This window comes from Allomesorhizobium aridi (assembly GCF_043769475.1).
GTDB lineage: Bacteria > Pseudomonadota > Alphaproteobacteria > Rhizobiales > Rhizobiaceae > Allomesorhizobium.
This window is the reverse complement of the sequence record NZ_CP171729.1, coordinates 1,163,047-1,185,555: the sequence shown is the minus strand read 5'-3', so window position 1 is coordinate 1,185,555 and position 22,509 is coordinate 1,163,047. Positions and strand designations below refer to the sequence as shown.

At 63.8% G+C, this 22,509-nt stretch carries 23 protein-coding genes and 1 pseudogene; 12 read left to right on the top strand and 12 right to left on the bottom strand.

What is annotated here, in order from left to right:
* Positions 1 to 21: 21 nt before the first annotated feature.
* Together ACG873_RS07760 and hutC are read left to right on the top strand one after the other, a co-directional pair.
* The gene (locus ACG873_RS07760; protein WP_394891197.1) at positions 22 to 1,377 is read left to right on the top strand and encodes a formimidoylglutamate deiminase; all 1,356 of its coding nucleotides are present in this window, start codon (positions 22 to 24) and stop codon (positions 1,375 to 1,377) included.
* Positions 1,378 to 1,398: 21 nt separating this feature from the next.
* Positions 1,399 to 2,142, top strand: a complete 744-nt coding sequence (gene hutC, locus ACG873_RS07755; protein WP_394891196.1) for a histidine utilization repressor — start codon at positions 1,399 to 1,401, stop codon at positions 2,140 to 2,142.
* 18 nt (positions 2,143 to 2,160) lie between these two features.
* Here the strand turns inward: hutC and ACG873_RS07750 are convergent, their stop codons facing one another.
* The 3 genes and pseudogenes from ACG873_RS07750 to ACG873_RS07740 form a co-directional block, all read right to left on the bottom strand.
* Complete coding sequence (locus ACG873_RS07750; RefSeq protein WP_394893401.1) at positions 2,161 to 2,505, bottom strand: RidA family protein; 345 nt, start codon at positions 2,503 to 2,505, stop codon at positions 2,161 to 2,163.
* A 35-nt stretch (positions 2,506 to 2,540) separates the two neighbouring features.
* A complete protein-coding gene (locus ACG873_RS07745; protein WP_394893399.1) occupies positions 2,541 to 3,044 on the bottom strand; it encodes an NAD(P)/FAD-dependent oxidoreductase in 504 nt (167 codons plus the stop codon).
* Between the two features lie 40 nt (positions 3,045 to 3,084).
* A pseudogene (locus tag ACG873_RS07740) lies at positions 3,085 to 3,654 on the bottom strand (NAD(P)/FAD-dependent oxidoreductase); the annotation flags it as partial.
* A gap of 192 nt (positions 3,655 to 3,846) precedes the next feature.
* Here ACG873_RS07740 and aztA point away from each other — a divergent pair.
* The 6 genes from aztA to ACG873_RS07710 all read left to right on the top strand — a co-directional run bounded on the left by aztA (position 3,847) and on the right by ACG873_RS07710 (position 10,571).
* Entirely contained in the window at positions 3,847 to 4,665 is an 819-nt protein-coding gene (aztA, locus tag ACG873_RS07735) for a zinc ABC transporter ATP-binding protein AztA (RefSeq protein WP_394891195.1), read from the top strand.
* 8 nt (positions 4,666 to 4,673) lie between these two features.
* Positions 4,674 to 5,540 carry a zinc ABC transporter permease AztB gene (gene aztB, locus ACG873_RS07730; RefSeq protein ID WP_394893398.1) on the top strand — a complete coding sequence of 289 codons (867 nt, stop codon included), beginning with the start codon at positions 4,674 to 4,676 and terminating at the stop codon, positions 5,538 to 5,540.
* A 14-nt stretch (positions 5,541 to 5,554) separates the two neighbouring features.
* Positions 5,555 to 6,508: a zinc ABC transporter substrate-binding protein AztC gene (gene aztC, locus ACG873_RS07725; RefSeq protein WP_394891194.1), complete on the top strand. Its 954-nt coding sequence runs from the start codon at positions 5,555 to 5,557 to the stop codon at positions 6,506 to 6,508.
* A gap of 86 nt (positions 6,509 to 6,594) precedes the next feature.
* Entirely contained in the window at positions 6,595 to 7,794 is a 1,200-nt protein-coding gene (gene aztD, locus ACG873_RS07720) for a zinc metallochaperone AztD (protein WP_394891193.1), read from the top strand.
* Positions 7,795 to 7,946: 152 nt separating this feature from the next.
* Positions 7,947 to 10,034, top strand: a complete 2,088-nt coding sequence (locus ACG873_RS07715; protein ID WP_394891192.1) for a 3-hydroxyacyl-CoA dehydrogenase NAD-binding domain-containing protein — start codon at positions 7,947 to 7,949, stop codon at positions 10,032 to 10,034.
* A 195-nt stretch (positions 10,035 to 10,229) separates the two neighbouring features.
* Complete coding sequence (locus ACG873_RS07710; protein ID WP_394891191.1) at positions 10,230 to 10,571, top strand: TIGR01244 family sulfur transferase; 342 nt, start codon at positions 10,230 to 10,232, stop codon at positions 10,569 to 10,571.
* A gap of 5 nt (positions 10,572 to 10,576) precedes the next feature.
* Here the strand turns inward: ACG873_RS07710 and ACG873_RS07705 are convergent, their stop codons facing one another.
* Positions 10,577 to 11,044 (bottom strand): Lrp/AsnC family transcriptional regulator, encoded by a 468-nt coding sequence (locus ACG873_RS07705; RefSeq protein WP_394891190.1) that lies wholly within the window; start codon positions 11,042 to 11,044, stop codon positions 10,577 to 10,579.
* A 137-nt stretch (positions 11,045 to 11,181) separates the two neighbouring features.
* Here ACG873_RS07705 and hppD point away from each other — a divergent pair, with 137 nt between their 5' ends.
* Together hppD and ACG873_RS07695 are read left to right on the top strand one after the other, a co-directional pair.
* Complete coding sequence (gene hppD, locus ACG873_RS07700; RefSeq protein WP_394891189.1) at positions 11,182 to 12,294, top strand: 4-hydroxyphenylpyruvate dioxygenase; 1,113 nt, start codon at positions 11,182 to 11,184, stop codon at positions 12,292 to 12,294.
* Between the two features lie 127 nt (positions 12,295 to 12,421).
* Positions 12,422 to 12,658, top strand: coding sequence for a hypothetical protein (locus ACG873_RS07695; protein WP_394891188.1), 237 nt, complete (start codon positions 12,422 to 12,424; stop codon positions 12,656 to 12,658).
* On the opposite strand, the gene ACG873_RS07690 is transcribed toward ACG873_RS07695, so the two are convergent.
* The 7 genes from ACG873_RS07690 to ACG873_RS07660 form a co-directional block, all read right to left on the bottom strand.
* The gene (locus ACG873_RS07690) at positions 12,655 to 13,197 is read right to left on the bottom strand and encodes a DinB family protein (protein ID WP_394891187.1); all 543 of its coding nucleotides are present in this window, start codon (positions 13,195 to 13,197) and stop codon (positions 12,655 to 12,657) included. The two genes, ACG873_RS07695 and ACG873_RS07690, sit on opposite strands and share 4 nt — an antisense overlap.
* A gap of 4 nt (positions 13,198 to 13,201) precedes the next feature.
* Positions 13,202 to 13,492, bottom strand: a complete 291-nt coding sequence (locus tag ACG873_RS07685; RefSeq protein WP_394891186.1) for a hypothetical protein — start codon at positions 13,490 to 13,492, stop codon at positions 13,202 to 13,204.
* 7 nt (positions 13,493 to 13,499) lie between these two features.
* A complete protein-coding gene (locus tag ACG873_RS07680) occupies positions 13,500 to 14,513 on the bottom strand; it encodes a fumarylacetoacetate hydrolase family protein (RefSeq protein WP_394891185.1) in 1,014 nt (337 codons plus the stop codon).
* Between the two features lie 10 nt (positions 14,514 to 14,523).
* The gene (locus ACG873_RS07675; RefSeq protein WP_394891184.1) at positions 14,524 to 14,877 is read right to left on the bottom strand and encodes a DUF1428 domain-containing protein; all 354 of its coding nucleotides are present in this window, start codon (positions 14,875 to 14,877) and stop codon (positions 14,524 to 14,526) included.
* Positions 14,878 to 15,001: 124 nt separating this feature from the next.
* Positions 15,002 to 16,036, bottom strand: a complete 1,035-nt coding sequence (gene tdh / locus ACG873_RS07670; RefSeq protein ID WP_394891183.1) for an L-threonine 3-dehydrogenase — start codon at positions 16,034 to 16,036, stop codon at positions 15,002 to 15,004.
* A gap of 2 nt (positions 16,037 to 16,038) precedes the next feature.
* Positions 16,039 to 16,512 (bottom strand): hypothetical protein, encoded by a 474-nt coding sequence (locus ACG873_RS07665; protein WP_394891182.1) that lies wholly within the window; start codon positions 16,510 to 16,512, stop codon positions 16,039 to 16,041.
* The gene (locus ACG873_RS07660; RefSeq protein ID WP_394891181.1) at positions 16,509 to 17,696 is read right to left on the bottom strand and encodes a glycine C-acetyltransferase; all 1,188 of its coding nucleotides are present in this window, start codon (positions 17,694 to 17,696) and stop codon (positions 16,509 to 16,511) included. Before ACG873_RS07660 ends, ACG873_RS07665 begins: the two co-directional genes overlap by 4 nt.
* A gap of 235 nt (positions 17,697 to 17,931) precedes the next feature.
* On the opposite strand from ACG873_RS07660, the gene ACG873_RS07655 reads away from it, so the two are divergent.
* On the top strand, positions 17,932 to 18,915 hold the full coding sequence (locus ACG873_RS07655) for an isopenicillin N synthase family dioxygenase (RefSeq protein ID WP_394891180.1): 984 nt from the start codon (positions 17,932 to 17,934) through the stop codon (positions 18,913 to 18,915).
* A gap of 51 nt (positions 18,916 to 18,966) precedes the next feature.
* Here the strand turns inward: ACG873_RS07655 and ACG873_RS07650 are convergent, their stop codons facing one another.
* Positions 18,967 to 20,181, bottom strand: coding sequence for an acyl-CoA dehydrogenase (locus ACG873_RS07650; RefSeq protein ID WP_394891179.1), 1,215 nt, complete (start codon positions 20,179 to 20,181; stop codon positions 18,967 to 18,969).
* A 252-nt stretch (positions 20,182 to 20,433) separates the two neighbouring features.
* On the opposite strand from ACG873_RS07650, the gene ACG873_RS07645 reads away from it, so the two are divergent.
* Positions 20,434 to 22,509, top strand: coding sequence for a putative bifunctional diguanylate cyclase/phosphodiesterase (locus ACG873_RS07645; protein ID WP_394891178.1), 2,076 nt, complete (start codon positions 20,434 to 20,436; stop codon positions 22,507 to 22,509).

Below are 22,509 nucleotides of genomic sequence, written 5' to 3'. Positions count from 1 at the left end.
CGAAGGTTCGAGGGAGGTGGCATGACGACGATCTTTGCCGAACAGGCCCTGCTCCCGGCCGGCTGGCAGGACAATAGCCGCATCGTCACGGATGGCGGGCGGATCGTTTCGGTCGAACAGGCCGCGTCGCCTGCCCCCGGCGACGAGCACCATGCGATCGTGCTGCCCGGCATGCCGAACCTGCACAGCCATGCCTTCCAGCGCGGCATGGCCGGGCTTGCCGAAACGCGCGGCCCTTCGTCCGACAGTTTCTGGTCGTGGCGCGAGGTGATGTACCGGTTCGCGCTGAGCATCACGCCAGAGCAGGCAGAGGCAGTCGCGGCCCAGCTTTATGTCGAGATGCTGGAAGCCGGTTTTTCGCGCGTCGGCGAGTTTCATTATCTGCATCACGACCTCGATGGACGGCCTTACGCCAACGTCGCCGAGATGGCGGAGCGCATTGCTGCAGCCGGCCGTGCGACCGGAATCGGGCTAACCCTGCTGCCGGTCTTCTATGCACATTCGGGCTTCGGAGGGGCGGCTCCCGCCGAGGGCCAGCGGCGATTCGTCAATGATCTAGACGGGTTCGCTGCTCTTCTTGAAGGTTGCCGCGCCGCGACTAAGGATATGCCGGGAGCGGTTGTCGGCGTCGCGCCGCACAGCCTGCGCGCCGTCACACCGCAAGAACTCGCGGCCGTTGCCGCCATGATGCCGGACGGGCCGATCCACATCCACGTTGCCGAGCAGATGCGCGAGGTCGAGGATTGCCTTGCCTGGTCGGGCGCGCGGCCGGTCGAATGGCTGCTGGCAAATGCGGAGGTCGACCGGCGCTGGTGCCTGATCCACGCCACGCACATGCTCGACGCGGAGACGGCCGCGATGGCGAAGAGCGGCGCAATTGCGGGGCTGTGCCCCATCACCGAAGCAAATCTCGGCGACGGCACCTTCTCCGCGGCCCTGTTCGTCGGGCATGGCGGGCGTTTTGGGGTCGGCTCCGACTCCAACGTGCTGGTCGGCGTTGTGGATGAATTGCGGCAGCTCGAATATTCGCAACGGATTTTTCATCGCCAGCGCAACGTGTTAGCCGAACCGGGCCAATCCAACGGCCGAAATCTGTTCACAAGGGCAGTTGCCGGCGGCAATCAGGCCCTTGGTTGCGCGAAATCCGGGATCGCTCCCGGTGCGGCGGCCGATTTCGTCTCGCTCGACGCGACACACCCCACGCTTGCCGGCAAATCCGGCGACGCGATTCTCGATGCGTGGATTTTCGCCAATGGGGCGGCGGTCGATTGCGTCTGGGTGAATGGCGAAAGAGTGGTCACGCAGGGGCGGCATTTTGCGCGCGAAGCCATCGCCGAGAAATTCAAGACGGCGATGATCGAACTGCTCGCCGGCTGACGGTCAGACATGGAAACGCAGATGGATGTGACCGACGCAATCAGCGCAGACGCCGAACCGGCATCGCTTCACCAGCGCATCCTCGCCGACATCAGCGACCGCATCATGTCGGGCGAATGGGCGCCCGGCCATCGCATCCCGTTCGAGCATGAGCTTTCGGCCGAATATGGCTGCTCGCGCATGACGGTGAACAAGGCGCTGTCGCAACTGGCCAAGGCCGGCCTGATCGAGCGCCGCCGCCGCTCCGGCAGCTTCGTGCGCCGGCCGCAGTCGCAGGCGGCCATTCTCGAAATCCACGACATCAAGACGGAAGTGGCAGCACTCGGACTGCCCTATCGCTACGAGTTGACGTCGCGCCACAAGCGCAAGAGCACGCCGGAAGATCGCGAGCGGCTCGGCCTGAAGAATTCAGGCGCCGTGCTGGAGCTGACCTGCCGCCACTTTGCCGGCGCGCAGCCGTTCTGCCATGAGAACCGGCTGATCAATCTCGCCGCCGTGCCGGAAGCAGCCGAAGAAGGTTTTGAGGAAAACGCACCCGGGCCCTGGCTGATCGGCCGCATCCCGTGGAGCGCGGCCGAACACAGGATCACCGCTGCCGGCGCGGAGGCGGAAACCGCCGCCGCGCTCGACATCGCCGAGGGAGCGCCGTGCCTGGTCGTGGAGCGGCGCACCTGGAGCGCCGACCATCCGGTCACCCATGTGCGCTTTACCTACGCAGCCGGCAGCCACGCCCTGGTGGCGCGGTTCACGCCTTCGCAGAGCTGACGGCGTGATTTCGCGGGCTTAAAGCGCCGCCGTGATGATGATCTCGACCTTGTATTCCGGCGCGGCGAGCTTGGCCTCGCCGGTGGCGCGGGCGGGCGTGTGGCCCTGCGGCACCCAGCCGTCCCACACCCCGTTCATCTCGGCGAAGGTGCTCATGTCGGCCAGCCAGATGATCGCCTGCAGGATCTTGGTCTTGTCCGAACCGGCCTTGGCCAGCAGTTCGTCGATCGTGGCGAGGATTTCCTTGGTCTGCGTGGCGACGTTGGCTCCCGGTGTGCCGACCTGCCCGGCCAGATAGATCGTGTCGTTGTGGATGACGATGTCGCTCATGCGCGGGCCGACATCGATACGGCGAATGGTCATGTATCTATTCCCTTCCTGAAAATCTTCGGCCGTCCCTAACGGAAGCGGTCCGGCGACAATGCCGGGACCAGCGCTTCCATTTCGGCGGGCAGGCCAGCGCGCCTTATCATCTGTCCGGCCAGCCATGACAAGGCGGGGGCGGTCTGAATCCCGTAGCCGCCCTGCCCCGCAAGCCAGAAAAAGCCTTCCGCCGTCTTGTCGAAACCGGCGACCGGCGTCCGGTCCGGCGCGAAGGTGCGCAATCCGGCCCAGCTCCGCTCGACATGGGTTACCGGAAAAGTCATCGCCTGCTCGAATCGGTGCAGGCCTTCGGCCAGCACCATGTCGTCGACGAAAGCGTCGTGCGGCTCGACCGGGTCCTCGTCGGCCGGCGAGACCAGCAGGCGTGCGCCGTCGGGTTTCATGTACCAGGTGTCCGCGGCGTCGCCGACCAGCGGCCAGTGGCGCGTGTCGTAAGCCGCCGGAGCCGGCAGCACGGCGATCGAGCGGCGCATCGGCGTCACGCCGATTGGCGCGACGCCGCATTTTTTTCGCGACATCGTCGGCCCATGCCCCGGCCGCGTTGACGATCGTCTTCGCGACGATCCGCGCATTCGGCGTCTCGATGGACCAGAGCCCGCCGGCATGTTCCGCCTTCGTCAGGGCGCAGTCGGTCAGGACCTTGGCGCCCGCCATTTTCGCGGCTTTCAGCCAGCCCTGATGCAGCGCGGCGACATCGATGTCGCGCGCGTCCTCTTCGTAGGAGGCGGCAAGGATGCGCTCGGCCCGCAGCGCCGGCACAAAGGCCAGCGCCTCGGCGACGCTGATCTCGTGCAGGCCTTCGCTCTCGGCGAGCAACTCGGCGTGATGGGCGAGGCCTTCGGCATCGGCGATGTTCAGCATGCCGCGCGGCGAAAGCAGCGGGTTCGGGAACAGGTTTTTGTCCGCGTCCTCGAACAGCGGCGCGCTGGCGCGGCTGAGAGCCCTGATCGTCTGGTTGCCGTAGTTCTGGATGAAGATCGCGGCCGAACGTCCGGTGGTGTGATGTCCGGGCCGGCTCTCCTGCTCGATCAGGACGACCTTGAAATCCTGCGCCAGCGCGGCCGCCACTCCGGCTCCGGCAATGCCCGCGCCGACGATTGCAACGCCAGCCCTGATCTCGTCCTGCATGCGCTCCGCCTCCCTTGCTCGCGACCTTTTCCACATTACACCGGAAATTGGAATGGAGCAGGAGCGCAGCGTCGCCTGCCCCAGCGTTCTCCGCGCGGATTTTCGGCCGCGGAATTCACATTCCGGCGTTGACTAATGTAATAACATCACATATCCAACCCTGCCGCCAGCAACACGGATGCAGCCGGAACCATGACCGACGCCAGCCTGACCTTTCGCGACCTGACGCTTGGCTATAACAGCCATCCCGCGGTTCATCATCTGAATGGCGCGGTCAAGACGGGTTCGCTGACTGCGGTGGTCGGGGCGAACGGCTCCGGCAAATCGACGCTGATGAAGGGCATCGTCGGCGTGCTGAAGCCGATGGCCGGCGTCTGCCTCAACGCCAAGGGCGCGCGCATCGCCTATTTGCCGCAGCAATCCGAACTCGACCGGTCGTTTCCGGCGCGCGTGGTCGATCTGGTCTCGCTGGGGCTCTGGCCGCGGCGCGGCCTGCTCGGCCGCTTCACCAGGGACGACCGCGACCAGGTGTCGAAGGCGCTGATGGCCGTCGGGCTGGGCGGCTTCGAGAAGCGGCCGATCGACACGCTGTCGGGCGGCCAGTTGCAGCGCGCGCTTTTTGCCCGGGTCCTGCTGCAGGATGCCGAGATCATCCTGCTCGACGAGCCTTTCAATGCGGTCGATGCGAAGACGGTCGGCGACCTGATCGCCCTGATCAAGCGCTGGCACGGCGAGAAGCGCACCGTCATGGTGGTCATTCACGACCTGGACCTGGTGCGCCGGCATTTTCCCGAAACACTGCTCCTGGCGCGGCAGCCGATCGCCTGGGGCGAAACGATCGAGACGCTCAAGCCGGAAAACCTGTTGCGCGCGCGCCGCTTCGACGAGGCCTGGCATGACGATGCGCCCTGGTGCGAGCCGGCCGGAGACGATCACACCCACGACCATGGTCATTCGCACGACCATGGCCACGATCATTCACATCACGATTCCGGTCCGCGGGCGGCGTGAGCAGCATCATGTATGATTTCCTGATCGCCCCCTTCATCGAATTCGGCTTCATGCAGCGTGCGCTGATGGGCTCGCTGATGCTGTCGATCGGCGCTTGCCCGGTCGGCGTGTTCCTGATGCTGCGGCGCATGAGCCTGACCGGTGACGCCATGGCCCACGCCATACTGCCGGGTGCGGCGGCCGGCTTCCTGCTCTACGGCCTGCAGATCGTGCCGATGACCATCGGCGGCCTGATTGCCGGCGCCATCGTTGCGCTGGGGGCCGGCGCGGTGTCGCGCTTCACCGTGCAGAAGGAAGACGCCTCGATGGCAGCCTTCTACCTCATCTCGCTGGCGGCCGGCGTGCTCATCGTGTCGCTGCGCGGATCGAGCGTCGACCTGATGCATGTGCTGTTCGGCACGGTGCTGGCGCTGAACAACGACGCGCTGACGCTGATCGCGATGATCACCGGCACCACACTGCTGACGCTGGCGATCTTCTGGCGGGCGCTGGTCGCCGAATGCCTCGACCCGCTGTTCCTGCGTTCGGTCAGCCATCTCGGCACGCCCGTTCACTTCATCTTTCTCGGGCTGGTCGTGCTCAACCTCGTCGGCGGCTTCCAGGCGCTCGGCACGCTGCTTTCGGTCGGGCTGATGATGCTGCCCGCCGCCGCGGCGCGCTTCTGGACGACCCGTGTCGAGCCGATGTGCGCGCTGGCGATCCTGATCGGCTTCGCATCCTGCGTCGCCGGCCTGCTCCTATCCTACCATGCCTCGCTTCCTTCCGGACCCGCCATCATCCTGTCGGCCGGCGCCGTCTATCTCTGCTCCATCGTTTTCGGCACGCGCGGGGTCTTCAACACCCGCACCCGCCACCACCGCCACCGTACCGCCTGAAGGAGATACCAACCATGCTCAGCAGATTTCGACTTGCCCTGTTGGCGACTGTTATAACATTAAGCCCCGCCGCCCTCGCCTCGGCCTCCGCCGAACCGCTGAAAGTCATTGCCAGCTTCTCGATCATCGGCGATTTCGCCAAAAATGTCGGCGGCGAGCGCGTCGAGTTGACGACGCTGGTAGGCCCGGACGGCGACGCCCATGTCTACGAGCCCAAGCCTGCCGACGCCGTCGCCATGGCCGGCGCGGATGTGGTGCTGGTCAACGGCCTGCATTTCGAAGGCTTTCTCGAGCGCCTCGTCGAGACCAGCGGCGCAAAGGCGCAGATCGTCGAACTGACCAAAGGCGTCGAGCCGCTGAAGATGCAGGAAGAGCACGAAGCGGAAGGCGAAGCGCATGATGCAGCCGCCGAAGCGGAAGAAGGCCACCACCACGGCGACACCGATCCGCACGCCTTCCAGTCCATCGCCAATGCAAAAATCTACGTGAAGAACATCGCCGACGCGTTCTGCGCCGCCGATTCCGAGGGCTGCGATGCCTACAAGGCCAATGCCGAAGCCTATACGCAAAAGCTCGCGGCGGCGGAGGACGAGGTGAAGGCGGCTGTCGCTTCCATTCCCGAAGACAAACGCGTCATCATCACCTCGCATGACGCCTTCGGCTATTTCGAGCACGAATACGGCCTGACCTTCCTGGCTCCAGAAGGCGTCTCGACCGAAGCCGAGGCTTCGGCCGCCGATGTCGCAGCGCTGATCAGGCAGGTGCGCGAGGACAAGGCGTCCGCGATCTTCGTCGAAAGCATCACCAATGCTCGGCTGGCCGAACAGATCGCAACAGAAACCGGCCTGAAGATCGGCGGCACGCTCTATTCCGACGCACTTTCGGCCGCCGACGGCCTGGCGCCCACCTATATCGACCTGATGCGCTACAACATCGCCACGATCAAGGGCGCGATCCTCGGCAGCTAGGGTATTATCGATCCGATCAAGGCGGGGCCATCCCCGCCTTTTTCGGCTCTCAATGTGTTATGTTATTACATCAAGGAAGGAACACCATGCCTCGTCGTCTGAAAGCACTCTCCTGCGCTGCCCTCGCGCTGGGCTTCATAATCCCGCCTGCTATTGCCGAAGAAAAATCGGCCTGGCGGCTGTTCGTGTCGGACCATGCCGCACCTGTCGTCCGCGCCATCGACGCCGAAACCGGCAAGGTGCTGGCGAACTTCGCGACCAAGGGGCCGGCGACGCTGCATCGCAGCGAAAGCGGCAGGACCGTGTTTGCGGTCCAGGGCAAGTCGGACATGATCTCGGTGATCTCGAGCGGCCTCTCCATGGGCGACCATGGCGATCACGGCGACCTGAAGATCGAAGCGCCGAGCCTGCTGGAGGCAGCGTTTCCCGGCACGAAGCCATCGCATTTCGTCGACCACCATGGCGACATAGCGCTGTTTTTCGATGGCGAGGGCGTGACGCGCACGATAGCCGAGAAGGACGTGCTCGCCGGCTCGAAAGCTACCCGTGAGGTCAAAACCGCCGCGCCGCATCACGGCGTCGCAGTGGCGTTCGGCAACCATGTCCTGGTGACGGAGCCGAACAGCGAAAAGCCCGACGAACTGCCGGTCGGCATCCGGGTGATCGACAGCGACGGCGCGCCGGTGGGCGATGTCCATTCGTGCCCGGACCTGCACGGCGAAGCGTCGTCCGGCAACATACTGGCGATCGCCTGCGCCGAAGGGCTGCTGCTGGTCAAAGCCGGTGGCGACGCGCCCTCGATCGAACTGCTGCCCTACGGCGAAGGCCTGCCCGAAGGCAAGTCGACCACGCTGGTCGGCGGCAGGGGCCTGCAGTATTTTCTCGGCAATTACGGGCCGAGCGCCGTGGTGGTCATCGACCCGACGGCGAAGGACGCCTTCCGCCTGATCGAACTGCCGGCGCGGCGCGTCCATTTCGCTGTCGATCCGGTCCGGCCGAAATTCGCCTATGTGTTCACCGAGGATGGAAAGCTGCACCGCATCGATGTCCTGGCCGGCCAGATCGTCGGCACGCTGGCGCTGACCGAGCCCTACAGTATGGACGGCCACTGGAGCGACCCGCGGCCGCGCATCGCCGTCGCGGGGGATTCGATCATCGTCAGCGACCCGCTGAAAGGCGTGCTGCATGTCGTCGATGCCGGGAGCTTTGCCGAAACCGGCAGCATCCCGGTCGAGGGCAAGCCCTTCAACGTCGTGGCGATCGGCGGATCCGGCGAAACGCACTGACCAGCGCTGCGTAGCGGCTCGACGGAGCCGGACCGGTTGACCCGGCCCGGCTTCTTCATGATACACGCTGCGGAAGCCTGTACCGGGGCCGTCGCGGCTACGGTTTCCGCATGCCGACAGGCGACGCAAGCGACGCCTAACAGGAGCGTGCCATGACCGAAGCCGTGACCACCACGCGCGATGGCGAAATCGCCATCGTCACCATCGACAATCCGCCGGTGAACGCGACCAGCTTTCGCGTCCGCGAGCCGCTTCACAAGTTGCTGGAAACGCTTGCCGGGGATTCTTCGGTCGTGGCCATTGTACTCACCTGCGCCGGCCGCACCTTCGTCGCCGGGGCAGACATCGCCGAATTCGGCAAGCCGGCGCAGCGTCCGGACCTGCGCGATGTCATCGCGACGCTTGAGGCGATCCAGAAGCCTACGGTCGCCGCCATTCATGGAACCGCGCTCGGCGGCGGGCTGGAACTGGCGCTCGGCTGCCATTTCCGCATCGCCGACAGGGAAGCAAAACTCGCGCTGCCGGAGGTGAAGCTCGGCTTGCTGCCCGGCGCCGGCGGCACCGTCCGCCTGCCGCGGCTGGTCGGTCCGGCGATGGCGCTGAAGATGATCGTCTCCGGCGCGCCGGTTTCGGCAGATGAGGCGCTGGCGAGCGGATTGGCCGACGCCGTCTCGGAATCCAACCTCGTCGCCAATGCAGTCGCCTTCGCCCGCGACAGGGCGGCGCGCGGCGTCGCTTCGGTGCCGGTGCGCGACCGTACGGGACAGATAGTCGGCGCCGACCTGGCCGCATTCGACGCCGAGGCAGCCGAACTCGCCAAGAAGGCGCGCGGGCTTGAAGCGCCGCTTGCCTGCGCGCAATCGGTGCGCAACGCGATCACCCTGCCCTTCGACGAGGCGCTGGCCGCCGAGCGCGAAATGTTCGTGAAACTGGTTTCCGGCGACCAGTCGCGCGCCCAGCGCCATCTGTTCTTCGCCGAGCGCGAGGCCGCCAGGGCGCCCGGCATCGGCAAGGAAGTCGCGCCGCGCGAAATCCGCCGCGCCGGCATCATCGGCGCCGGAACGATGGGCGGCGGCATAGCGATGGCCTTCGTCAATGGCGGCGTCCCCGTGACGCTCCTCGAAATGAACCGCGAGGCGCTCGATCGCGGCCTGGCGATGATCGAGAAGAACTATGCGATCTCGGTGTCGCGCGGCTCGCTGAGCGAAGACGCCAAAGCCGAGCGCATGGCGCTGTTTTCGCCGACCACCGACTATGCCGACCTCGCCGAATGCGATCTAATCATCGAGGCCGTGTTCGAGGACATGGCGGTCAAGAAAGAAGTATTCGGCAAGCTAGACGTCGTCGCCAAGCCAACCGCCGTCCTCGCCACCAATACGTCCTATCTCGACGTCAACGAGATCGCGGCCTCGACCAGCCGCCCGCAGGACGTGCTCGGGCTGCATTTCTTCTCGCCGGCCAACGTCATGAAGCTGCTGGAAATCGTGCGCGGCGAAAAGACCGCGCCGGATGTGCTGGCCACAGTGCTTGGCGTCGCCAAACGGATCGGCAAGGTTCCGGTCGTCGTCAACGTCTGCCATGGCTTCGTCGGCAACCGCATGCTCTCGGCCCGCTCCGACGATGCGGAAAACCTTCTGTTGGAAGGCGCGTCGCCGGGTGAGATCGACCAGGTGTTCACCGGCTTCGGCTGGCCGATGGGTCCGTTCCAGATGTACGATATGGCCGGCCTCGATATCGGCTGGCGCAACCGCAAAGCGCGCGGCCAGCTTGCTGTCATCGCCGACCGGCTCTGCGAACAGGGCCGTTTCGGCCAGAAGACCGGCAAGGGCTTTTATCGCTACGACAACGGCTCGCGCACCCCGGTTCCCGATCCGGAGGTAGCGCAACTGATCGAGGACAGCGCGCGCGAAAGAGGCATCGAGCGCCGCGCCATTTCGGCCGAAGAGATCATCGAGCGCATGCTTTATCCGATGGTCAATGAGGGGACAAAAATCCTGGAGGAAGGGATCGCCGCGCGCGCGTCCGACATCGACATCGTCTGGACCAATGGCTACGGATTCCCCGTCGGCAAGGGCGGGCCGATGTTCTGGGCCGATCTGGAGGGGCTGCCGAAGATCGTCGAGCGGCTGGAATACTGGCATGGCCGCAGCGGCAAGGACGTGTTCCTGCCGTCCGCGCTGTTGAAGCGGCTTGCCGCCGAGGGCCGGCCTCTCAGCGGCTATATTGTCGCAACTGGTTGAAGCGTCGACAGCGTCGAGTTCACAATCCGAATCCGATTTCGGCGGCAAGGCATTGTTTTCGTTCAGACCCGGATTTCTGGATCGTGTGGGTGGTCAAGCCCGTTGCGGCCGCATATCTGTAATGGCAAGAACGGTCGCGAAACTGCGGCGCGGGCGCTATGCTTGCCGCAACGATTTGGATCACGAGGCATCACCATGGAATACAGACAGATCTCCGACGACTACGCCGTATCCGGGCAGATCGCAGCCGACGACATCGCCGCCATCAAGGCCAAGGGTTTTAAGAGCATCATCAGCAACCGGCCCGACAACGAACAGCCGGGCCAGCCCAATGCCGCCGAAATCGCAAAGGCGGCGGAAGCGGCCGGCCTGTCGTTCCGCCACGTTCCGATCGTCAGCGGCATGCCGATGACCGGCGACGACGTCGCCGCAATGGCTGATGCGCTCGAGGAACTCGAAGGCCCGGTCTTCGCCTATTGCCGCTCCGGCACGCGCTCGGCCAATTTGTTCATGGCGGTGCAGCAGTCGAAAGGCTGAGGCCGTTATAGTGGCAATGCCGAAGTCTCCTTCAGCGTCTCCAGCACGATCGCGGTCTTTACATGCTGTACGGAATCGTGGGGCAGGAGCACGCCGTTGACGAAATCCGACAGTGATTTCAGGTCCGGCGTGACGACCTTGAGGATATAATCCATCTCGCCGGTCAGCGCATGCGCCTCCTGGACTTCGGGCAGGCGCGACAGGAGTTCGGCGAAGTTGCGGGCATTGTCGCGATTGTGGGTCGCCAGTGTCACCGAGATGACGTTGACCAGCGAAAATCCGAGCCGATCGCGGTCGAGCACCGCCCGGTAGCCCCGGATAAAACCCTCCTCCTCCAGCCGCTGCCTTCGCCGCGAGCATTGTGACGGCGACAGGTTCACACGCTCGGAAAGGTCGTTGTTGGTGAGCCTGCCGTCCGCCTGCAGCAGAGACAGTATCTTGCGGTCAAACTGGTCTATCCGTTCATCATTCACGATCTTTGCCCCACTCATGCATGATACATGCATGAGCCCAGCATTTCAGCCGCTCATATGCAAGCACAATGCGTCCCGTTTGGACTAATATTAGAGCAAGCTTGAATTGCCGCCGATCGGCCGCAAAGGAGGAAGCCATGGGTCCCTTTCCGCACGATGCCCCGCCCGCCAAGATCAGCAAGGCCAATCCCGCAGGCACCGACGGGTTTGAGTTCGTTGAATTCGCCCACGCGGAGCCGGAAAAGCTCTCCGAGCTTTTTTCGTGCATGGGGTACGCGCCGGTTGCAAAACACCGGACGAAGAACGTCACCGTCTGGCGCCAGGGCGACATCAACTATGTGCTGAACGCCGAGCCCGGCTCCTACGGCGTGAAGTTCGTGGAAAAGCACGGGCCCTGCGCCCCGGCAATGGCGTGGCGCGTCGTCGACGCAAAGCATGCGTTCGACCACGCAGTCTCCAAGGGCGCCGAGCCCTATCAGGGGGACGACAAGACGCTCGACGTTCCGGCGATCGTCGGCATCGGCGGCTCGCTGCTCTATTTCGTCGACAAATACCGTGACAAGGGTTCGGCTTATGACGCCGAGTTCGAGTGGCTGGGCGAGCGCGACCCGAAGCCGGAAGGCGTCGGCTTCTATTACCTCGACCACCTGACCCACAATGTTTATCGCGGCCAGATGGACAAGTGGTGGGCATTCTACCGCGAGCTGTTCGGCTTCAAGCAGATCCACTACTTCGACATCGACGGCCGCATCACCGGCCTGGTCAGCCGCGCCATCACCTCGCCCTGCGGCAAGATCCGCATCCCGCTCAACGAGTCCAAGGACGACACCAGCCAGATCGCGGAATATTTGCGCAAATACAAGGGCGAAGGCATCCAGCACATCGCGGTCGGCACCGACGGCATCTACGACGCCACCGACAAGCTCGCCGCCAATGGCTTGAAATTCATGCCCGGTCCGCCCGACACCTATTACGAGAAGTCGCATGAGCGCGTGCACGGCCATGACGAGCCGATCGAGCGGATGAAGACGCACGGTATACTGATCGACGGCGAAGGCGTGGTCGACGGCGGCACGACAAAGATCTTGCTGCAGATCTTTTCCAAAACCGTGATCGGGCCGATCTTCTTCGAGTTCATCCAGAGGAAGGGCGACGAAGGTTTTGGCGAAGGCAATTTCCGGGCGCTGTTCGAGTCGATCGAGGAAGACCAAATCCGCCGCGGAGTGCTGAAGGACGACAAGGCAGCGTAGGCCTGAAGGTTCCGTTTGGCTTGGAGCGGCCGGCAGTAATGCCGGCCGCCAGCTTGCCGGCAAAGGCCGTTGCCCACAGCGCCGTCATCTATTTCGTGGTAAAGTTGAACCTATCAAGGAGGGTTCAATGCAGCCGCGCGATTTCTGGATGGAGACTGCCGCTGATCGAGAAGCACGCCTTCTGCGACAGGCCGATGACCGGGCCAGTTGCGTAAATGACGAAATGGAGCTGCTCTACAGTGAAGATATCGACGAACTCTTCGCCGAATTGCTGCGGCTGCATGCGATCGTAAAAGACCAGCGCACCCAGGAATTGGTCGATCGTCTGTTTGGCGATCAAGCGCCGAACATGCGCCGGCCTTAGCTTTCCAACCCCAGCCGCTTCACCTCGTCGCGCCGCAGCTTCAGGTCGAAGTCGAGAAAATACTCGTCGAGTTGAGGCGGCTTGACGGACGTGCCCGACAGCATCGCATGCACCTGCCCGCGATGATGGATGTCGTGCAGGAAGATGTGCGCCAGGAGGTCGCCGATGCGCTCGGGAACCTGTCCGTCGTCGCCGCGATCCGTGCCGACCCGCCGGTCGAGATCGGACGCTGGCAGCGCCGCGCAGAAAGCCAGGTAATCGCGATCGCAGGCCGCCTGCGCCTCGGCCAGGCGCTCCGGATCGTCAAAATCCCTCCAGCGGTCGAACACGCGCAGGCCGACGCCCCCCTCCTGCAGCATATCGAGATAATAGATATCGACCGAGAGGATATGGTTGAGCGTTTGCCTGATCGAGGGAAAGAAGCTGGTGCGGGGAGCCTCGAACTCGCCCGGCTGCAGCGCGCACACCGCCCGGTGCAGCCGGTCGTTCGACCAGAGATTGTTTTCGGCCATGCGGCGGAAATGATCGATCAGATGCATCTCGTCAGCGTCCGATCCTCGATATCGCAAGCCACAGCAGCGCGAAACCGGCGAGGTTCAGCAGCAACAGGCGGTTCATCCACCGCCGGAGGGCCTGCGTCTCCTCGTCCCGGGCTACTTTCCGGTTTGTGACCGTGTGAAAGATGAGTGCGTTGCGCGGCACGCCGCTGGTGTTTTGCAGTTCTGGTGAACGCGCCTCGATGCGGTAGCTGAGGCGGATCGCCCAGATGAACACCGCCAGCATCGCGACGCTCCAGACGCCGCTGAGCAGGTAGATGCCGGCCCCGGTTTCCAACGTCGCCTCACCTCTCGTGTTTCTGCACCGTCTGCTCTATCGCGCCGAAGATCGAATGGCCGGCTTTGTCCTTCATCTCGATGCGCACGGTATCGCCGAAGCGCATGAACGGCGTCTTGGCCGAACCGCTGGCGATCGTCTCGATCATGCGCAGTTCCGCGATGCAGGAATAGCCGGCGCCGCCCTCCGAAACCGGCTTGCCCGGTCCGCCTTCGAGCTTGTTGGAGACTGTGCCCGAACCGATGATCGTTCCGGCGCAAAGCGGGCGCGTTTTCGCGGCGTGCGCAATGAGTTGGGGAAAGTCGAAGGTCATGTCGACGCCGGCATTGGCGCGGCCGAACGGCCTTCCGTTGAGATCGACGCAAAGCGGCAGGCTCACCTTGCCGCCGTCCCAGGCGTCGCCCAGTTCGTCCGGCGTGACGGCGACCGGCGAGAAGGCCGAGGCCGGCTTGGACTGGTAGAAACCAAAGCCCTTGGCGAGTTCGGCCGGGATAAGCCCGCGCAGCGAAACGTCGTTGACCAGCATGACCAGCCGGATCGCATCGCGCGCTTGCTCGACGCTCGCGCCCATCGGCACATCGTCGACGATGACGGCCACCTCGCCTTCCATGTCCACGCCCCAGGCCTCGTCGCTGGCCGGGATCGGATCGCGCGGACCGAGGAAGGAATCCGAGCCGCCCTGGTAGATCAGCGGATCGGTCCAGAAGCTCGCCGGCATTTCCGCGCCGCGCGCCTTGCGCACCAGCTCGACATGATTGACGTAGGCCGAGCCGTCCGCCCACTGATAGGCGCGCGGCAGCGGCGAATGGGCGTCGTGCTCATGGAAGCGTGAGGCAGGCACTGCGCCGGCCTCCAGCGATTCCGCCATCGCCGCCAGATGCGGCGAAATCCGTCTCCAGTCGTCGAGGGCAGCCTGGAGCGTCGGCGCCAGGAAGGACGCGTCGGTAAAGCGCGTCAGATCGCGTGAAACCACGGCCAGCCTGCCGTCGCGGGTCCGGTCCTTCAGTGTCGCCAATTTCATCCAGTTCCCCTCACCTCTCCAGATACACCTTGAACCCGCCATAGATCAGCCGCTTCATGTAGGGCGGCATGTTCTGCATGCCCTGTTGCAAGCGCGGGTCGGCCATCACCTTCTTCATAACCTCGTCGCGGTGCTCGCGCGACTTGTAGGTTACGAAAGAGAACACGATTGTTTCGCCTTCTTCCTTCTTCACTGCAAGCGGAAACGAAGTGACCTCGCCATCCGGCACGTCATCGGCCTCGGCCTCGACGTAAGACAGCGCGCCGTGCTCCATCCACACCTTGGCGCCGAGTTCGGCCTGCTTCTTGTATTCTTCCCACTCGGCCTTCGGCACGGGCAGCACGGATCCATCGACATAGCTCATATTCGTCCTCCTTTGGGTTTCGACACCATGAAGACGTATGAGATAGGGCGGCCCCGACATCCCGCCTGAAAAAGTGCCGGACAGGCGACTGATGCGGGAGCGTCAGCCGAGCGTGCCCCTGTTCTCACCAATCCATCACCACCTTGCCGGAACTGCCGCTGCGCATGGCGTCGAAGCCGGCCTGGAAATCGTCGATCCCGATGCGGTGCGTGATCAGTCCGCTCACGTCCAGCGGGCCCTGCACCAGCGCGATCATCTTGTACCAGGTCTCGAACATTTCGCGGCCGTAGATGCCCTTCAGGGTGAGCATCTTGAAGATGACCTTGTTCCAGTCGATCTCGAAGCCGGTCGGAGCGATGCCGAGAATCGCGATCTTGCCGCCATTGTTCATCGTGTCGATCATGTCGCGGAAGGCAGCCGCCGAGCCGGACATTTCGAGGCCGACGTCGAAACCCTCGGTCATGCCCTCCTCATGCATTACGTCGCGGAGTTTTTCCTTAGAAGCGTCGACGACATGATGGATGCCGAGCTTCCTCGCCAGCGCCAGGCGCGCCGGGTTGATGTCGGTGATCACCACCTTGCGCGCGCCGACGCACTGCGCCACCAGCGCCCCCATGATGCCGATCGGCCCGGCGCCGGTGACCAGCACATCCTCGCCGACCAGATCGAATGAAAGCGCGGTGTGGACCGCATTGCCGAGCGGGTCGAAGATCGCCGCCACCTCGTCGGGAATGTCGTCGGGGATCGGCACGACATTGTGCTGCGGAATGGCAAGGTATTCGGCGAACGCGCCCGGCCGGTTGACCCCGACGCCCAGCGTGTTCCGGCAGAGGTGCCCCCTGCCCGCTCGGCAGTTGCGGCAATGGCCGCAGACGATGTGCCCTTCGCCCGAAACGCGCTGGCCGACTTTGTATTCCGTCACCGCCGTGCCGAAATCGGCCACCGTGCCGACGAACTCATGGCCGGTGACCATCGGCACCGGCACGGTCTTCTGCGCCCACTGGTCCCAATTGTAGATGTGGACATCGGTGCCGCAGATCGCCGTCTTCTTCACCTTGATCAGCACGTCGTTGGGGCCGATTTCCGGCACCGGCACCTGTTCCATCCAGATTCCGGGTTCGGCCTTGGCTTTGACGAGGGCACGCATCATGTTGGACATGTCTAGCCAACCCTAACGATCTTGTGGACAACTGGTAATCCAACCATTGCTCCAACTTCGATTAGAAGATTGTTCATCGCATTAAGCGCCGGGACTGCGTTGACCTTGTTCAAGGTAGAGTTGGGCTTCACATACCTATAGTCGTGCGAGCCATAATTGGGGGCTATGTGAGCAATGATCTCATCGATCCCATTTTCCTGGGACCTAAACCCGCGATTTCGTGCCTCATCACGAAGAGCCACCAAATCATGCCCAAACCGCCTCGTTGCGAAATCTCTCGCCGGCATACCCTGTCGAAGCAATACCGTCTTGAGGAGCATTTCAAGCGACAAGCCCAGTAGAGTGTGAAACGGCAAGAGCATATACGACTGACCCGGAGACTCTGGGTGGGTTATGATCCAGTTCGCCGCTTCCAAATACGCTTGGCCAGCGGTGACCATCATCGATTCATCGTCAGATATTGCTATTTGCGTCATCCAACGACCCCCAGCTCTTTTCCCACTTCCCCGAACGCGGCCACCGCCCGATCGATATCCTCTTCCGAATGCGCGGCCGACATCTGCGTGCGGATGCGCGCCTGGCCCTTCGGCACGACGGGAAACGAAAACCCTATGACATAAATGCCGTGGCCGAGCAGGCGTTGCGCCATCTCCTGCGCGAGGGCGGCGTCGCCCAGCATCACCGGGATGATCGGGTGGCCGGCGCCGGCCAATTCAAAGCCGAGCTTCGTCATGCCCGAGCGGAACCGCGCAGCATTGTCATAGAGCTTTTTTCTCAAGCCGTCGCCGGCCGCGACCATGTCGAACACCTTCAGCGAGGCTCCAGCGATCGCCGGCATCAGCGTGTTGGAGAAAAGATAGGGCCGCGAGCGCTGGCGCAGCCAGTCCACCACTTCTTTCCTGCCCGACGTGTAGCCGCCCGACGCGCCGCCGAGCGCCTTGCCCAGCGTGCCGGTGATGATGTCGATGCGGCCCTCAACGCCGCAATGCTCGGGCGAGCCGCGGCCATTCTTGCCGACGAACCCTACCGCGTGGCTGTCGTCGACCATCACCATCGCGCCGTATTTTTCCGCGAGATCGCAAACGCCCTGGAGATTGGCGATGATGCCGTCCATGGAAAAAACGCCGTCGGTGGCGATCAGCTTGAAGCGGCTGCCTTCGGCCTTCTTCAATTCCTCCTCAAGCGCCGCCATGTCGTTGTTGGCATAGCGGAGGCGTTTCGCCTTGGAGAGCCTGACGCCATCGATGATCGAGGCATGGTTCAGCGCGTCGGAAATGACCGCGTCCTCTTCGGAAAGCAGCGTCTCGAACAGGCCGCCATTGGCGTCGAAGCACGAGCCGTAGAGGATCGTGTCCTCCATGCCGAGGAAGCCGGAGATCTTCGCCTCTAGCTGCTTGTGCTCTTCCTGCGTGCCGCAGATGAAGCGCACCGAGGCCATGCCGTAGCCGTAGCGGTCGAGCGCAGCCTTCGCCGCCTCGCGCAGTTCCTCGCTGTCGGCGAGGCCGAGATAATTGTTGGCGCAGAAATTCAGGAGCGGCTTGCCGCCGACCTCGATCGAGGCCGATTGCGGCGAGGTGATCACGCGCTCGGATTTGTAGAGGCCGGCGGATTTCAGCCCTTCGAGTTCGGAGGACAGATGGGAAAGAAACGCATCGCTCATACGGAAGATCGCCTCGTTGGAAGTCCGGCCGACATTCGCGCCGCATAAGCCAAAAAGCTATCGGAAATACGACCGGCGGCAATGGACGCCGTGCCGGAAGCCTGCTTTTGGCGCGCGAAGCGCCCCGGAAGTTGAATTCGCCTCGCTGGCCCAATGGCGGACGTGGCCCAGTCCGCTGGAGAATCCGCCGCCTGCCGGTTAGCATCGGTAAAATCCCGCGCACCGGAGTTTCGTCATGTCCGCCTCGACTTTTCCCGTGTTCGAACTCGGCCGCTTCGAAAGCGCAACGTCGGAGGAGCGGCGCGCGATGGGAGCGGAGGTCGACGATATCTGCCGCTCGACTGGCTTCCTGGCCATCGCCAGTCACGGCGTGCCGCCGGCGGTGATCGACGGCGTCTGGCGCAAGGCGCGCGATTTCTTCGACCTGCCCGCCGAGGTCAAGCAGCAGGCGAAGGCGCCGTACAAGGGCTATCCCTATGGCTATCTCGGGCCCGAACTCGAGGCGCTGGCCAGATCGCGCGATGTCGACAGCCCGCCCGACCTGAAGGAAAGTTTTAATGGTGGTCCCGCCTCCGCGCCATCCGGCATGAAGGACAAGGACGCGCTCGCCTTCTGCTACGCTCCGACGATCTGGCCGGAAGCGCCCGAGGGCTTCGTCGACGCGTGGAAGGCTTACTACGCCGAGCTCGAAGATCTCGCGGCGCGCATCATGCGCGTGTTCGCGATCGCACTGAAACTGCCGGAAGACCATTTCGCCGGCTTCATCGACGCGCCGATCAGCGCGATGAGGGCGCTCAATTATCCCGAACAGACAGTTGCGCCGAAACCCGGGCAATTGCGCGCCGGCGCGCATACCGACTATGGCAGCCTGACCATCCTGCTGCCGCAAGCGGGATCGAAGGGCCTCGAAATCGTGGCGCCGGACGGCGCCTGGACGCCCGTTCCGCCGGTGCCCGGCGCCTTCATCATCAACATTGGCGACCTGATGGCGCGCTGGACCAACGACCGCTGGGTGTCGACCATGCACCGTGTGGTCAATCCGTCGCCGCAGGATGGCGGCATGTCGCGCCGGCAGTCGCTGGCCTTCTTCCACCAGCCGAACTGGGACGCCGAAATCGTCTGCCTCGACCAGTGCCTCGCGCCCGGCGAAACGCCGAAATACCAGCCGGTGCGGTCCGGTCCCTATCTGATGAGCAAGTTTCAGGCGACGACCAAGTAGGGCTGCCCCGCCGTCGCCAGAGCCACTTCTCCCCGAAGTGAGAGAAAAACCTCAGAAAAACGCCTGCAGTCCCGTCTGCGCGCGGCCGAGGATCAGCGCGTGGACATCGTGCGTGCCTTCATATGTGTTGACGGTTTCGAGGTTCTGCGCGTGACGCATGACGTGGTAGCCGATCTGGATGCCGTTGCCGCCATGCATGTCTCGGGCCTGGCGGGCGATGTCGAGCGCCTTGCCGCAATTGTTGCGCTTGACGATCGAGATCATCTCCGGCGCCATCTTGCCCTCGTCCATGAGCCGGCCGACGCGAAGCGAGCCCTGCAGGCCGAGCGCGATTTCGGTCTGCATGTCGGCGAGCTTCTTCTGGAAAAGCTGCGTCTGCGCGAGCGGCCTGCCGAACTGTTTCCTGTCCAGGCCATATTGCCGCGCCCGGTGCCAGCAATCCTCCGCCGCGCCCATCGCGCCCCACGAAATGCCGTAGCGCGCCCGGTTCAGGCAGCCGAACGGCCCCTTCAGGCCTGACACATTGGGCAAAAGCGCGTCCTCGCCGACCTCGACGCCGTCCATGACGATCTCACCGGTGATCGACGCGCGGAGCGAAAGCTTGCCGCCGATCTTCGGCGCCGAAAGCCCCTTCATGCCCTTTTCGAGGATAAAACCGCGGATCTGGTTGTCGTGAGCGGCCGACTTCGCCCAGACGACGAAGACGTCGGCGATCGGGGCGTTGGAAATCCACATCTTCGAGCCGGAAATCCGGTAGCCGTTGGCCGTCTTTTCGGCGCGCGTCTTCATGCCGCCCGGATCGGAGCCGGCATCCGGCTCGGTCAGGCCGAAGCAGCCGATCCATTCGCCCGAGGCCAGCTTCGGCAGGTACTTTTTGCGCTGCTCTTCAGAGCCGTAGGCATGGATCGGGTACATGACCAGCGACGACTGCACGCTCATCATCGAGCGGTAGCCCGAATCGACGCGCTCCACCTCGCGCGCGACCAGCCCGTAAGTCACGTAGCCGGCGCCGAGGCCGCCATATTCCTCGGGAATGGTGATGCCGAGCAAACCGGCCTCACCCATCTCGCGGAAGATCGCCGGATCGGTGACCTCGTCGAGATAGGCCTCCTCGATACGCGGCGCGAGCCTGTCGGCGGCGAAGCTTGCCGCGGCGTCGCGGATCATCCGCTCGTCCTCGTTCAACTGATCCTCGATGAGGAAAGGATCGTTCCAGACGAAGGAAGCGGCGGCCTTCGCCGTCCTGTTTTCTATGTTCATGGCCATTTCCGAATTTTTTCTTGGGGTTCGGCGGATAGTTTAAAGGGTATTGGCCCGCAGTGAAATGCCTATTGTGGAGGCATTTCCGCCGAGGGGAATTGCGACAATGGTTCCTGTTCCGGCAACCCATCGCTAACCAGCATCGATGTTTGCCGCGAACGGCGACACTCCGCCTGCTTGACTTGCCGACATGTTAACCCTTTGCCGGACATGGTCCGATCACGTATCGGGCATTGGGGTTCCAAGGGCTTATTTCACATGTCGCAGCAGCCGGCCAACACCAGCGCTCGAAAGCTCATTCTGCTCATCAAGAGCGCCTACTGGATCGCGCTTCTGATCATCGCCGCCATGGCGATGGCCTCTTTCATCCTCCTGCAGCAGATGATGGGCGCCCAGCAGCACGACCAGGCGCTGGTCGCGCTCACTGGCACCCAGAAGGCGCTTTCGCAACGCGTCGTGTTCCTGGCCAACGCTGCCGAGAACGCCCCGATTGGCGAGCAGCCGGCGCTTGCCGGCCTGTTGAAGGAGGCGACTACCGAATTCGAGAAGAACTACGACCTGCTGCTCGACCGCACCGGGGCGGATCCGCTGTCGCAGGCCCGGCACGACCCGAGCACCGTCGAAGGCGTGCTGTTCGGCAAGCCGTTCCATCTTGATTTCTTCTCCACGGGCCTCGCCTCGAATGGCTGGCGCTTCATAGCGGCGCTCGAATCCCGGCTCGGCATCGGCAATTCGTCGCTCGGCTACATGGCCGGCACGGAGCGCGCGCAACTCGACGAGACAGCCGCCCGGACGACGCTCGACGGCTACGCGGCGCTTGGCGAACGCATCGGCGCGCTAGCCGACAAGCGCATGGACAGCATGCTCGACCTCCACCGCACGCTGTTCTACGCCACGATCGGCATCATCGTCCTGATCGCGCTGTTCATCTTCCGCCCGATGTCGAACGTGATCCTGCGGCGCACGCACGAATTGGTGGATGCGCGCAATTCCATGGCTTTCATCGCGGTCCATGACGGCCTGACCGGCCTGCACAACCGCACCTTCCTGACCGACCACTTCGATACGCTGATCAAGGGCGCGCACCGGCGCCAGGAGCGTCTCGCCGTCGTGCAGATCGACCTCGACCGCTTCAAGCAGATCAACGACACGCTCGGCCATGCGGCGGGCGACTACGTGCTGGTGGTGACCGCCCAGCGCATGCGCGATTCCTGCCGCGCCTCCGATCTTTGCGTGCGGCTCGGCGGCGACGAATTCGTGATGATCCTCAACGGCGCCGGCGCTACCGAAGACATCAACATGGTCGCCAGGCGCATCCTGGAATGCATCAACGAGCCGATCAGCTTCCAGGGTGCGACGATCCACCCGGGCGCCAGCGCCGGCATCGCCGTCTATCCCGTCGACGCCGACAACGCCGCCGACCTCACCGTGCATGCCGACCTCGCGCTCTATTCCGCCAAGAAGCTCGGCGGCGGCGGGTTCTCGTTCTTCTCCGAGGAGCTGCGGCGAGAGCTGGAGCACCGCAAGCAGCTGGAAGCCGATCTCAAGGCGGCCATCGCGAACGAATCGTTCAGCATCTACTTCCAGCCGCAGGTATCGCTGACCAGCGGCGCCATCACCGGCGTCGAGGCGCTGGTCCGCTGGAAGCATCCCGAACGCGGCATGATCTCGCCGGGCGAATTCATACCGGTCGCGGAAAAATCAGGGCTGATGGCCGCGATCGGCCGCATCATCGTGCGCAAGGCTGTCCACGAGGCCGCCGAATGGCACCGCGCCGGCATCGGCTTCGGCCGCATCGCCATCAACGTCTCGGGTTCGGAACTGCGCGAGGCGGATTTCGACAGCTTCCTCTTCGAGACCCTGGAAAGGGCCGGGCTGCCGCCCGAAAAACTGTCGCTGGAAATCGTCGAGTCCGTCATCCTGGACGACGAGAAGACCGGCATCGCGGCGAAACTGCGCCATATCCGCTCGGCCGGCGTCCATCTCGAACTCGACGATTTCGGCACCGGCTACGCCTCGCTCAGCCACGTCAATCCAAACGAGATCGACCGCCTCAAGATCGACCGGCGCTTCGTCCAGAACATCAATTCCAACGGCGACAACACCAAGATCGTGCGCGCCATCACCGAACTTGCGCGCGGGCTCGGCATCTCGATCATCGCCGAGGGCGCCGAAACCGAGGCCGAGCTCGATCTGCTGATGTCGATCGGCTGCGACCAGGTCCAGGGCTACCACATCGCCTTCCCCATGCCCGACGACAAGGCGCGCGAATGGCTGATGTCGCGCGCACCGAAGAAGCCGATGCTGACGGTGCTGCAGGGGAGCCGGGCTTAG

Excerpts from the sequence above, each read along its gene's own strand:
- ACG873_RS07695 (WP_394891188.1), top strand. The coding sequence starts at position 12,422 with ATGCAGCCGCGCGATTTCTGGATGGAGACTGCCGCTGATCGAGAAGCA.
- ACG873_RS07665 (WP_394891182.1), bottom strand. The coding sequence starts at position 16,512 with ATGACGCAAATAGCAATATCTGACGATGAATCGATGATGGTCACCGCT.
- aztB (WP_394893398.1), top strand. The coding sequence starts at position 4,674 with ATGTATGATTTCCTGATCGCCCCCTTCATCGAATTCGGCTTCATGCAG.
- ACG873_RS07650 (WP_394891179.1), bottom strand. The coding sequence starts at position 20,181 with ATGGCCATGAACATAGAAAACAGGACGGCGAAGGCCGCCGCTTCCTTC.
- aztD (WP_394891193.1), top strand. The coding sequence starts at position 6,595 with ATGCCTCGTCGTCTGAAAGCACTCTCCTGCGCTGCCCTCGCGCTGGGC.
- ACG873_RS07715 (WP_394891192.1), top strand. The coding sequence starts at position 7,947 with ATGACCGAAGCCGTGACCACCACGCGCGATGGCGAAATCGCCATCGTC.
- ACG873_RS07660 (WP_394891181.1), bottom strand. The coding sequence starts at position 17,696 with ATGAGCGATGCGTTTCTTTCCCATCTGTCCTCCGAACTCGAAGGGCTG.
- aztC (WP_394891194.1), top strand. The coding sequence starts at position 5,555 with ATGCTCAGCAGATTTCGACTTGCCCTGTTGGCGACTGTTATAACATTA.
- ACG873_RS07645 (WP_394891178.1), top strand. The coding sequence starts at position 20,434 with ATGTCGCAGCAGCCGGCCAACACCAGCGCTCGAAAGCTCATTCTGCTC.
- ACG873_RS07680 (WP_394891185.1), bottom strand. The coding sequence starts at position 14,513 with ATGAAATTGGCGACACTGAAGGACCGGACCCGCGACGGCAGGCTGGCC.
- hppD (WP_394891189.1), top strand. The coding sequence starts at position 11,182 with ATGGGTCCCTTTCCGCACGATGCCCCGCCCGCCAAGATCAGCAAGGCC.
- tdh (WP_394891183.1), bottom strand. The coding sequence starts at position 16,036 with ATGTCCAACATGATGCGTGCCCTCGTCAAAGCCAAGGCCGAACCCGGA.
- hutC (WP_394891196.1), top strand. The coding sequence starts at position 1,399 with ATGGATGTGACCGACGCAATCAGCGCAGACGCCGAACCGGCATCGCTT.
- aztA (WP_394891195.1), top strand. The coding sequence starts at position 3,847 with ATGACCGACGCCAGCCTGACCTTTCGCGACCTGACGCTTGGCTATAAC.
- ACG873_RS07760 (WP_394891197.1), top strand. The coding sequence starts at position 22 with ATGACGACGATCTTTGCCGAACAGGCCCTGCTCCCGGCCGGCTGGCAG.
- ACG873_RS07750 (WP_394893401.1), bottom strand. The coding sequence starts at position 2,505 with ATGACCATTCGCCGTATCGATGTCGGCCCGCGCATGAGCGACATCGTC.
- ACG873_RS07710 (WP_394891191.1), top strand. The coding sequence starts at position 10,230 with ATGGAATACAGACAGATCTCCGACGACTACGCCGTATCCGGGCAGATC.
- ACG873_RS07675 (WP_394891184.1), bottom strand. The coding sequence starts at position 14,877 with ATGAGCTATGTCGATGGATCCGTGCTGCCCGTGCCGAAGGCCGAGTGG.
- ACG873_RS07690 (WP_394891187.1), bottom strand. The coding sequence starts at position 13,197 with ATGCATCTGATCGATCATTTCCGCCGCATGGCCGAAAACAATCTCTGG.
- ACG873_RS07655 (WP_394891180.1), top strand. The coding sequence starts at position 17,932 with ATGTCCGCCTCGACTTTTCCCGTGTTCGAACTCGGCCGCTTCGAAAGC.
- ACG873_RS07745 (WP_394893399.1), bottom strand. The coding sequence starts at position 3,044 with ATGTCGCGAAAAAAATGCGGCGTCGCGCCAATCGGCGTGACGCCGATG.